Origin of the sequence: Flavobacterium sp. FlaQc-48, from assembly GCF_044007335.1 — a bacterium.
Lineage (GTDB): Bacteria > Bacteroidota > Bacteroidia > Flavobacteriales > Flavobacteriaceae > Flavobacterium.
This window is the reverse complement of the sequence record NZ_JBIPCR010000014.1, coordinates 52,612-64,948: the sequence shown is the minus strand read 5'-3', so window position 1 is coordinate 64,948 and position 12,337 is coordinate 52,612. Positions and strand designations below refer to the sequence as shown.

The window sequence follows — 12,337 nt, the reverse complement described above, 5'->3', positions numbered from 1 at the left end:
GTTAAATTTTTTAAAAAATGGCTAAAGAAATTAGTAAGGTAGTTAAACTACAAGTTAAGGGAGGTGCTGCGAATCCGTCGCCACCGGTTGGACCTGCTTTAGGAGCTGCTGGGGTTAATATCATGGAGTTCTGTAAGCAGTTCAATGCTAGAACGCAAGATAAACCTGGCAAAATATGCCCAGTACAAATTACTGTGTATAAAGACAAATCATTTGATTTTGTTGTTAAGACTCCTCCAGCTGCTGTCCAATTATTGGAAGCTGCAAAGCTAAAGTCTGGATCAGGTGAACCAAATCGTAAAAAAGTAGCTAGTGTTACTTGGGACGTTATCAAAGCTATTGCTGAAGATAAAATGGTAGATCTAAATGCATTCACAATCGAATCTGCAATGAGCATGATCGCTGGAACTGCTAGATCTATGGGTATAACTGTATCAGGAGATGCTCCTTTTTAATTAAGAGAAAGAAATGGCAAAATTAACAAAAAAGCAAAAAGAGGCTGCTTCAAAAATTGAAAAGAACAAACTATACTCTTTAAAAGATGCAGCTGCATTAATTAAAGTTATAGCTTCTGCAAAATTTGATGAGTCTGTTGATATCGCAGTTCGTTTGGGTGTAGATCCAAGAAAAGCGAATCAAATGGTTAGAGGTGTAGTTACATTACCTCACGGAACAGGTAAAGACGTTAAAGTATTAGCATTGGTTACTCCAGATAAAGAAGCTGAGGCTAAAGAAGCTGGAGCTGATTATGTAGGTCTTGACGATTATTTACAAAAAATTAAAGATGGTTGGACTGATGTTGATGTAATCATCACTATGCCGGCTGTTATGGGTAAATTAGGTCCATTAGGTCGTATTTTAGGACCTAGAGGTTTAATGCCAAACCCTAAAACAGGTACTGTAACTATGGATGTTGCAAAAGCTGTTGCAGAGGTTAAAGCTGGTAAAATTGACTTTAAAGTTGATAAAACTGGTATCGTACATGCAGGAATTGGTAAAGTTTCTTTTGGAGCTGAGCAAATTTATGACAATGCACACGAAATTATTCAAACATTAATCAAACTTAAACCAACTGCTGCTAAAGGTACCTACATTAAAGGTATTCACCTTACAAGCACTATGAGTCCTGCAATTGCATTGGACCCTAAAGCAGTATAATTGGTAGTTAATAATTTTTAGTATGACTAGAGAAGAAAAATCAATCGCGATTGAAGATTTAACTGCACAGTTAGCTGGTACAAATATTATTTATGTATCTGATATTTCTGGATTAAACGCAGAAACAACTTCAAACTTGAGAAGAGCTTGTTTTAAAGCAGGTATTAAATTAGAGGTTGTAAAAAACACTTTGCTTGCAAAAGCAATGGAAGCTTCTGCTAATGACTATGGTGATTTACCTTCAGTATTGACTGGTAATAGTGCTATATTTATTTCAGATGTTGCAAATGCACCTGGAAAAATAATTAAAGATTTCAGAAAAAAATCAGCTAAACCTTTATTAAAAGGAGCTTATATTAACTCTGAAATTTATATTGGAGATGATCAATTAGATGCATTAGCAACTATTAAATCTAAAGAAGAACTTCTTGGAGAACTTATTGGATTATTGCAATCACCAGCACAAAGAATTATTTCTGCTTTACAAAACAAATTCGCTGGTAGCGAAGAAGAAGCTGAAGCATAATAATTCGTACGAGGAATTTAATTTCCTGGTAGCTTAATTAGCGCACAATAAATAAATTATATTTTACAAATCATTTTAAACGATAGAAAAAATGGCAGATTTGAAACAATTCGCAGAACAATTAGTTAACTTAACAGTTAAAGAAGTTAACGAATTAGCAACAATATTAAAAGACGAGTATGGTATCGAGCCTGCTGCTGCAGCTGTAGTAGTTGCTGCTGGTGGTGGAGAAGGTGCTGCTGAAGAAGCACAAACTGAATTTACAGTTGTATTAAAAGAAGCTGGTGCTTCTAAATTAGCAGTTGTAAAATTAGTTAAAGAACTTACAGGTTTAGGTTTGAAAGAAGCTAAAGATGTAGTTGACGGTGCTCCAAGTAACGTTAAAGAAGGTGTTTCTAAAGAAGAGGCTGAAGGTCTTAAAAAATCATTAGAAGAAGCTGGAGCTGTAGTTGAGCTTAAATAATTCAACTCAGTTTTAAGAACTAGGTTTAGGTCTTGAGTGAACGCTCAATGGCCTAAACCATTTTTCGTATAATAAAATAGATCAAGTTTTATTATCAAATAGTTTAAAATACGAAAAAGTTTTTGATCAATACGAAGAAAAAAAATTGAACCCAATTTTACGGGTTTATTTTTAAAGATGTATTGATTACAATAAGAAAGTATAGATTAAACAGTGTGTGTTTACACAAAAAATTACTTTTTTTTTAATCAAAATTTTGTCCATTGATGATAACAAATCAGACTGAAAGATTGAATTTTGCCTCTACAAAAAATATTCCTGACTATCCGGATTTTCTGGACGTTCAGGTTAAATCTTTTAAAGATTTTTTTCAATTAGAAACTAAATCTGATGAAAGAGGCAACGAAGGGTTGTACAACACCTTCATGGAAAACTTCCCAATTACAGATACAAGAAATAACTTTGTATTGGAATTCCTAGATTATTTTGTAGATCCGCCACGTTATACAATTCAAGAATGTATAGAGAGAGGTCTTACTTATAGTGTGCCTTTAAAAGCCAGGTTAAAACTATACTGTACAGATCCGGAACACGAAGATTTTGAAACTATTGTACAAGACGTTTATCTTGGAACAATACCTTATATGACTCCAAGCGGTACTTTTGTGATCAATGGTGCTGAGCGTGTAGTAGTATCTCAACTACACCGTTCTCCTGGAGTTTTCTTTGGTCAGTCATTCCACGCAAATGGAACAAAACTTTATTCTGCCAGAGTAATTCCTTTTAAAGGTTCCTGGATAGAATTTTCTACAGATATCAACAGCGTAATGTATGCTTATATCGACAGAAAGAAAAAATTACCGGTTACAACTTTATTCCGTGCAATTGGATTCGAAAGAGATAAGGATATCCTTGAGATCTTCGACCTTGCTGAAGAAATTAAAGTTTCTAAAACAGGTATTAAAAAATATATTGGAAGAAGACTTGCTGCACGTGTATTGAACACTTGGCACGAGGATTTCGTTGATGAAGATACCGGTGAGGTAGTTTCTATCGAACGTAACGAAATCATCCTTGATAGAGATACTATTATCGACAAAGATAATGTAGAAGAAATCATCGATTCTAACGTTAAATCTATTTTGTTACATAAAGAGGATAATAACCAGGCAGATTATGCTATTATCCACAATACATTACAAAAAGATCCAACAAACTCTGAAAAAGAAGCTGTTGAGCATATCTACAGACAATTGCGTAATGCAGAACCGCCTGATGAAGAAACTGCTCGTGGTATTATAGATAAATTGTTCTTCTCTGATCAACGTTATAACTTAGGTGAAGTTGGTCGTTACAGAATGAACAAAAAACTTGGTTTGGATATCCCAATGGAAAAGCAAGTGCTTACCAAAGAAGATATCATTACCATTGTAAAATATTTGATCGAATTGATCAACTCTAAAGCAGAGATTGATGATATTGATCACTTATCAAACCGTCGTGTTAGAACAGTTGGTGAACAATTGTCTCAACAATTCGGTGTTGGTTTAGCACGTATGGCAAGAACTATTCGTGAGAGAATGAACGTTAGAGATAACGAGGTGTTTACACCAATCGATTTGATTAATGCTAAAACATTATCATCGGTTATCAACTCTTTCTTTGGTACGAACCAGTTGTCTCAATTTATGGATCAAACGAATCCATTAGCTGAGATCACACACAAAAGAAGATTATCTGCACTTGGACCTGGTGGACTTTCGAGAGAGAGAGCTGGTTTCGAGGTTCGTGACGTTCACTATACACACTATGGTCGTTTATGTCCGATTGAAACTCCAGAGGGACCAAACATTGGTTTGATTTCATCTCTTGGTGTTTATGCAAAAGTTAACGGAATGGGTTTCATCGAAACTCCTTATCGTAAAGTTACAGATGGTGTAGTTGATTTAGAAAGTACACCTATCTATTTAAGTGCTGAAGAAGAAGAAGGAAAAATGATTGCTCAGGCAAACATTGAAATGGATGAAACTGGTAAAATCACGGCAACAAATGTTATTGCCCGTGAGGAAGGTGACTTCCCGGTTGTTGAACCTTCTGCAGTACATTATACAGACGTTGCTCCTAACCAGATTGCTTCGATTTCAGCTTCATTGATTCCTTTCTTAGAACATGATGATGCGAATAGAGCCTTGATGGGATCTAACATGATGCGTCAGGCGGTTCCTTTGATCCGTCCGGAAGCACCAATTGTTGGTACAGGTTTAGAGCGTCAGGTAGCTTCAGATTCCAGAGTATTGATTAATGCTGAAGGAGATGGAACTGTAGAATATGTTGATGCAAACATCATCACTATCAAATACGACCGTACTGAAGAAGAAAGAATGGTAAGTTTTGATGCTGATGAAAAAACATACAACTTAATTAAATTTAGAAAAACCAATCAGGGAACAAGTATCAACCTGAAACCAATCGTAAGAAAAGGTGACAGAGTAGTTCTTGGTCAAGTATTATCAGAAGGATATGCTACTCAAAATGGTGAATTAGCTTTAGGTAGAAACTTAAAAGTTGCGTTCATGCCATGGAAAGGGTATAACTTTGAGGATGCGATTGTAATTTCTGAGAAAGTAGTTCGTGATGATATTTTTACTTCTATCCACGTTGATGATTATTCATTAGAGGTTAGAGATACTAAGTTAGGAAATGAAGAGTTAACAAACGATATTCCTAACGTTTCTGAAGAAGCTACTAAAGATTTAGATGAAAACGGTATGATCAGAATTGGAGCAGAGGTTAAACCTGGCGACATTCTAATCGGAAAGATTACACCAAAAGGAGAATCAGATCCTACTCCGGAAGAGAAATTGCTTCGTGCAATTTTCGGGGATAAAGCAGGTGATGTAAAAGATGCTTCATTAAAAGCTTCTCCATCTTTACACGGTGTAGTTCTTGACAAAAAATTATTTGCAAGAGCCGTAAAAGATAAACGTAAACGTACTCAGGATAAAGATGCTTTAGGCGCTTTAGAAATGGAATTCGAAACTAAATTTGTGGAATTAAAAGACAGATTGGTTGAAAAATTATTCCTGATCGTGAACGGAAAAACATCTCAGGGTGTAATGAATGATTTGGGTGAAGAAGTTTTACCAAAAGGTAAAAAATATACTCAAAAAATGCTTTACGCAGTAGAAGATTTTGCTCACTTAAGCAAAGGTCAATGGGTTGCTGATGACGCTACTAATAAAATGGTTAATGATTTAATTCACAACTATAAAATTAAGCTGAACGACTTACAAGGATCTTTAAGAAGAGAAAAATTCACTATTACAGTTGGAGATGAATTACCATCTGGAATTTTGAAATTAGCGAAAATTTATATTGCTAAAAAACGTAAACTGAAAGTAGGGGATAAAATGGCAGGACGTCACGGTAATAAAGGTATTGTTGCAAGAATCGTTCGTCATGAAGATATGCCTTTCCTTGAAGACGGAACACCGGTAGATATCGTATTGAATCCACTTGGGGTACCTTCACGTATGAACATTGGTCAGATTTATGAGACTGTTCTTGGATGGGCTGGACAAAATTTAGGTAGAAAATTTGCTACTCCAATTTTTGATGGTGCTTCTTTAGACCAAATCAATGCTTTGACTGATGAAGCTGGAGTACCACGTTTCGGACATACACACCTTTATGATGGTGGTACCGGAGAGCGTTTCCATCAGGCAGCAACTGTGGGTGTAATTTACATGCTTAAATTAGGACACATGGTTGATGATAAGATGCACGCACGTTCTATCGGTCCATACTCGTTGATTACTCAACAACCACTTGGAGGTAAAGCTCAATTTGGAGGTCAGCGTTTTGGAGAGATGGAGGTTTGGGCACTTGAAGCTTATGGAGCATCAAGTACACTGCGTGAAATCTTAACAGTTAAATCGGATGACGTTATTGGTAGAGCTAAAACTTACGAGGCTATCGTTAAGGGAGAATCTATGCCAGAACCAGGATTACCTGAATCATTCAATGTATTAATGCATGAATTGAAAGGTCTTGGACTTGACATTCGTTTAGAAGAATAATAAGCATTAGGAAGTTTTCAGTTTTCGGATAGCAATATCCGGAAACTGATTACTCATTTATAAAAGTTTTTAGGATTTATACCCGTAACCCGTTCCGATTTTTTATTTAAACCTGAAAAGTTTTATAATTAGCACTTCAGCATTGACGTTTGAAGTTTAGAGAAGTAATCCGAGGTAGTATTTTTAGTCTAAAGTCAAATGTCTTAAAGTCTTAAAGTCCAGAAATGGCTTTCGACTTCTGACTTTTAAACTTTCGACTTAAATGAAAATCAATTTTTTAATTGCAGATAAATCAATAGTAAAAACTATGATGAATAATAGAAATAATAATAAAGATAAAAATCCGGTTAAAAGATTTAATAAAATTTCAATTGGATTGGCTTCACCTGAATCTATCTTGAAAGAATCAAGAGGAGAGGTTTTGAAACCAGAAACTATTAACTACAGAACGCACAAACCAGAACGTGACGGACTTTTCTGTGAAAGAATCTTCGGGCCTGTTAAGGATTTTGAGTGTGCTTGTGGTAAATATAAAAGAATTCGTTACAAAGGTATCATTTGCGACCGTTGTGGTGTTGAAGTTACAGAGAAAAAAGTACGTCGTGACAGAGTAGGACACATCAACCTTGTTGTGCCAATTGCTCATATCTGGTACTTCCGTTCTCTTCCAAACAAAATTGGTTATATCCTTGGTCTTCCATCTAAGAAATTAGATATGATCATTTACTACGAAAGATACGTAGTAATTCAGGCTGGTATTGCTAAAAATGCAGATGGAGAATCATTACAAAGATTAGATTTCTTAACTGAAGAAGAATATTTGAATATCTTAGATACTCTTCCACAAGAAAATCAATATTTAGATGATTTAGATCCTAATAAATTTGTTGCCAAAATGGGAGCAGAGTGTATTATGGATTTATTAGCACGTATCGACTTAGATGAGTTGTCTTACCAATTAAGACACAGTGCTAATAACGAAACATCAAAACAACGTAAAACTGAAGCTTTAAAAAGATTACAAGTTGTTGAGTCATTCCGTGAGTCTAACTTAAACCGCGAAAACCGTCCTGAGTGGATGATTATGAAAGTGGTTCCTGTTATTCCGCCAGAATTACGCCCGCTTGTGCCACTTGATGGAGGTCGTTTTGCAACTTCAGATTTAAATGACTTATACCGTCGTGTAATCATCCGTAACAACCGTTTGAAAAGATTAATGGAGATTAAAGCTCCTGAAGTTATCTTAAGAAACGAAAAACGTATGTTGCAGGAATCTGTAGATTCATTATTTGATAACACTCGTAAAGCTTCTGCTGTTAAGACAGAATCTAACAGACCATTAAAATCATTATCTGATTCCTTAAAAGGTAAGCAAGGACGTTTCCGTCAAAACTTACTTGGAAAACGTGTGGATTATTCTGCCCGTTCGGTAATTGTTGTTGGTCCTGAGTTAAAATTATTCGAATGCGGATTGCCAAAAGATATGGCATCTGAATTATACAAACCTTTCGTGATCCGTAAATTGATTGAAAGAGGTATTGTTAAAACAGTAAAATCTGCTAAGAAAATCATAGACAAAAAAGAGCCTGTAGTTTGGGATATCCTTGAAAATGTAATTAAAGGTCACCCAGTATTACTTAACCGTGCTCCTACGTTACACAGACTTGGTATCCAGGCTTTCCAGCCAAAATTAATTGAAGGAAAAGCGATCCAGTTACACCCATTAGTATGTACGGCTTTCAACGCCGATTTTGATGGGGATCAGATGGCTGTTCACTTACCATTAGGACCAGAGGCTATTTTAGAGGCACAATTATTAATGTTGGCTTCTCACAATATCCTTAACCCTGCAAATGGTGCTCCAATTACTGTACCTTCTCAGGATATGGTCTTGGGTCTGTATTATATGACCAAAGAACGTATTTCTACACCAGAACATGTAATTTTAGGTCAGGACTTAACGTTCTATTCTGCTGAAGAAGTAAACATTGCATTAAACGAAGGAAGATTAGAATTGAATGCCCGTGTAAGAATCAGAGCAAAAGATTTTAATGACGCTGGAGAATTAGTGTACAAAATTATTCAAACAACTGCAGGACGTGTATTATTTAATGAAGTAGTACCTGAAGCAGCCGGATATATCAATGATGTATTGACTAAGAAAAACCTTAGAGATATTATCGGACACATTTTAAGCGTGACTGATGTACCTACTACTGCAGCTTTCCTGGACAATATGAAAGATATGGGTTATAAATTCGCATTTAGAGGAGGTTTATCATTCTCTCTTGGTGATATTAGAATTCCAGAACAAAAAACAAAATTAATTGCAGATGCCAGAGAGCAAGTTGAAGGTATTTCTGTGAATTATAACATGGGTCTTATTACCAATAACGAGCGTTACAACCAGGTTATTGACGTATGGACTTCTGCAAATGCTCAGTTAACAGAATTAGCAATGAAAAATATTAGAGAAGACCAACAAGGTTTCAACTCTGTATATATGATGCTTGACTCTGGGGCGAGGGGTTCTAAGGAACAGATTCGTCAGTTAACCGGTATGCGTGGTTTGATGGCTAAGCCTAAAAAATCTACTGCCGGTGGTGGAGAAATTATTGAAAACCCGATTCTTTCTAACTTTAAGGAAGGTCTTTCGATCCTTGAGTACTTCATTTCTACTCACGGTGCCCGTAAAGGACTTGCGGATACGGCTCTTAAAACTGCCGATGCAGGATACTTAACAAGAAGGCTTCATGACGTATCGCAAGATGTTATTGTAAATATCGAAGATTGTGGTACTCTTAGAGGTGTTGAAGTTTCTGCTTTGAAGAAAAATGAGGAAATTGTTGAATCTTTAGGAGAAAGAATTTTAGGACGTGTTGCATTGCAAGATGTTATAAATCCTCTTACTAATGAAGTATTAGTTCAATCAGGTCACCAAATTACTGAAGCAATCATGAGAGTTATCGAAGCTTCTCCGATTGAAAGAGTAGAAGTTAGATCTCCATTAACTTGTGAGGCTTTAAAAGGTATTTGTGCTAAATGTTACGGTAGAAACTTAGCTACCGGAAAAATGACACAAAGAGGTGAAGCTGTCGGAGTTATTGCAGCTCAGTCTATTGGAGAGCCAGGTACACAGTTGACACTTCGTACGTTCCACGTTGGAGGGGTTGCAGGAGGTATTTCTGAAGAGTCTAGTATTGTTACAAGATTCAACGGTAGACTTGAGATTGAAGATTTAAAAACTGTTAAAGGTGAAGATAGTGAAGGTAATGCAGTAGATATCGTAGTATCGCGTTCAACTGAATTAAAATTAGTTGATGAGAAAACCGGAATCGTCTTAAATACGCACAATATCCCTTACGGATCTAGTATTTTCGTTAAAGATGGTGAAGTAGTTACTAAAGGATCTGTGATCTGTAAATGGGATCCATATAATGGTGTAATTGTTTCTGAATTTACTGGTAAGATTGCTTACGAGGATTTAGAGCAAGGACAATCGTTCATGGTGGAGATCGATGAGCAAACAGGATTCCAGGAAAAAGTAATTTCTGAAGCAAGAAATAAAAAATTAATTCCAACTTTATTGGTTTACGGTAAAGAAGGTGAATTGATTCGTTCGTATAACTTACCAGTAGGAGCCCACCTTATGGTTGAGAACGGTGAGAAAATTAAAGCAGGTAAAGTATTAGTAAAAATCCCACGTCGTTCTTCTAAAGCAGGCGATATTACAGGAGGTTTACCAAGAATTACTGAGTTGCTTGAGGCTCGTAACCCTTCTAACCCAGCGGTTGTTTCTGAAATTGACGGTGTCGTTTCTTTTGGAAAAATCAAAAGAGGTAACCGTGAAATTGTTATCGAATCTAAATTTGGTGAGATTAAAAAGTATTTAGTTAAACTTTCAAGCCAAATCTTAGTACAGGAAAATGACTTCGTAAGAGCAGGAGTACCATTGTCTGACGGTGCAATTACACCAGATGATATTTTAAGAATTCAGGGACCAGCTGCTGTTCAACAGTACTTGGTAAATGAAATTCAAGAGGTATACCGTTTACAAGGGGTAAAAATTAATGACAAGCACTTTGAGGTAGTTATTCGTCAAATGATGCGTAAAGTAAGAGTTCAGGATCCGGGAGATACATTATTCTTAGAAGATCAATTGATTCACACTAAAGATTTCATCGTTCAAAACGATAAATTATACGGTATGAAAGTAGTTGAAGATTCAGGAGATTCTGCGGTATTGAAACCAGGTCAGATTATTTCGCCTCGTGATTTACGTGATGAAAACTCATTGTTGAAACGAAATGATAAGAATCTTGTTGTAGCAAGAGACGTAATTACTGCAACTGCAACACCAGTTTTACAAGGTATTACAAGAGCTTCGCTACAAACTAAATCATTCATCTCTGCTGCTTCATTCCAGGAAACAACAAAAGTACTTAACGAAGCTGCTGTAGCTGGTAAAGTAGATGATTTAGAAGGATTGAAAGAAAATGTAATTGTTGGACACAGAATTCCTGCAGGAACTGGTATGAGAGAATACGATAACACTATCGTAGGATCTAAAGACGATTACAATGAAATGATGGCTAATAAAGAAGAATATATCTATTAATTAGGAAACTATGAGTAATCCGAAACAACAACAAGAGCAAATCAATATTGAGTTAGACGAAACTATTGCAGAAGGAATTTATTCTAATCTTGCGATAATCAACCACTCATCATCAGAGTTTGTTTTAGATTTTGTAAGCATTATGCCGGGTATTCCTAAAGCCAAGGTAAAGTCAAGAATTGTCCTGACACCACAACATGCTAAAAGATTATTAAAAGCAATAGGTGAAAATATTCATCGTTTTGAGGCCGCTCATGGCGAAATCAAAGAGACGGAACAAGCACCAATACCGCTTAATTTTGGTCCAACAGGACAAGCATAAATTATTAAAGCCCCATTTTTTAAATGGGGCTTTTTTATTGTAAATGGGGTTATGACAAAACAATGCAGTTCAACCGATTTAATTTTACTTTCGTCGACTATATTTCCTGTTTGGGATTTATTATCCTAAATTGGTTCTTCCTAATAAAACGGGATTAATTTGTTGGATATAATAAACTATTAAGGTTGCATTAATTCAAATTAAAAAAAAGCACTAATGATGAATTAGCGCTTTTTTTATGCTCTGATTTTTCTTATCATGAGATGGTAAAAAACTAAAGAGAAAATAATTTTATTTTCTTCCCAACCTTTTTATGAAAAATGTACTCTATAGAAGTATAAGCATCTGCTAAAGATCGTAACTTAAAAAAAGTACATTATGAAAAAGAAATTCACCTTAGAAATAGCAAGCCCTTGTTCTGAAAATTTTGATAAAATGATTCCGAATGCAAATGGTTCATTTTGTAATTCTTGCATGAAAAATGTAATTGATTTAAGTAAGAAATCGAATGCTGAAGTGGCTAAATTTATTGCAGAAACAAAAGATCAAAATATTTGTGCCCGTTTGAGAGTAACACAATTAGATCACGAGTTTGAATATAGTGAAACTTCTAAAATCAATAATCTGAAATATGCAGCAGTAGCTGCGTCACTTTTATTAGCGTCAAATGTTAGCGGACAGGAAAAAACAGCCGTTAAAACTGAAATAAGCTCCCCAAAACCAAGCAATCATTTAATGGGTAAAGTGGCCTATAACCAAACCGCTGGGCATGAATTATTGATAACCGTTAAAGGGAAAGTATTAGATGCTACAACAAATAAACCATTTTCCCGTAAAATATATCCAAATTTGGTACTAAGAATTAATGATTCTGAAAATGCATTTAGAATAAATTCTAAAACGGGAGAGTTTTCCATTCCTGTAAAAGTTTTAAAAAGCAGCAAAAGCCTTATCGTTACGATTACCGGAGATGATTATTATCTTTCAAAAGAAATACCTTTTGCGATACAAACCGTTAAAAATAATGTTCTGGTGCAAGATATAATTATTGGAGAAGGCGAGCTTGCTAAAGTTGTGATTGCCGGAGGATTAGGGATCAACTATAGGTAATGTTTTGGAATTTAATGAACATAAAAAAGGCTGGCTAAATTACTTTAGACAGCCTTTTTAG

8 protein-coding genes are annotated in these 12,337 nt (G+C 35.5%); all 8 read left to right on the top strand.

Annotated features, from left to right (window positions below):
- Nucleotides 1-17: 17 nt before the first annotated feature.
- The 8 genes from rplK to ACHRWY_RS19650 all read left to right on the top strand — a co-directional run bounded on the left by rplK (nt 18) and on the right by ACHRWY_RS19650 (nt 12,276).
- Nucleotides 18-455 (top strand): 50S ribosomal protein L11, encoded by a 438-nt coding sequence (gene rplK, locus ACHRWY_RS19685; protein WP_007807442.1) that lies wholly within the window; start codon nt 18-20, stop codon nt 453-455.
- Between the two features lie 13 nt (nt 456-468).
- Nucleotides 469-1,158: a 50S ribosomal protein L1 gene (rplA, locus tag ACHRWY_RS19680; protein WP_007807440.1), complete on the top strand. Its 690-nt coding sequence runs from the start codon at nt 469-471 to the stop codon at nt 1,156-1,158.
- 22 nt (nt 1,159-1,180) lie between these two features.
- Nucleotides 1,181-1,684: a 50S ribosomal protein L10 gene (gene rplJ, locus ACHRWY_RS19675; RefSeq protein ID WP_395356952.1), complete on the top strand. Its 504-nt coding sequence runs from the start codon at nt 1,181-1,183 to the stop codon at nt 1,682-1,684.
- 91 nt (nt 1,685-1,775) lie between these two features.
- On the top strand, nt 1,776-2,147 hold the full coding sequence (rplL, locus tag ACHRWY_RS19670) for a 50S ribosomal protein L7/L12 (protein ID WP_007807437.1): 372 nt from the start codon (nt 1,776-1,778) through the stop codon (nt 2,145-2,147).
- A gap of 266 nt (nt 2,148-2,413) precedes the next feature.
- Nucleotides 2,414-6,226 (top strand): DNA-directed RNA polymerase subunit beta, encoded by a 3,813-nt coding sequence (gene rpoB / locus ACHRWY_RS19665; RefSeq protein WP_395356951.1) that lies wholly within the window; start codon nt 2,414-2,416, stop codon nt 6,224-6,226.
- 307 nt (nt 6,227-6,533) lie between these two features.
- A complete protein-coding gene (gene rpoC, locus ACHRWY_RS19660; protein ID WP_395357074.1) occupies nt 6,534-10,844 on the top strand; it encodes a DNA-directed RNA polymerase subunit beta' in 4,311 nt (1,436 codons plus the stop codon).
- 10 nt (nt 10,845-10,854) lie between these two features.
- Nucleotides 10,855-11,166, top strand: coding sequence for a DUF3467 domain-containing protein (locus tag ACHRWY_RS19655; protein ID WP_055094614.1), 312 nt, complete (start codon nt 10,855-10,857; stop codon nt 11,164-11,166).
- Nucleotides 11,167-11,544: 378 nt separating this feature from the next.
- A complete protein-coding gene (locus ACHRWY_RS19650) occupies nt 11,545-12,276 on the top strand; it encodes a hypothetical protein (protein ID WP_395356949.1) in 732 nt (243 codons plus the stop codon).
- Nucleotides 12,277-12,337: the final 61 nt, after the last annotated feature.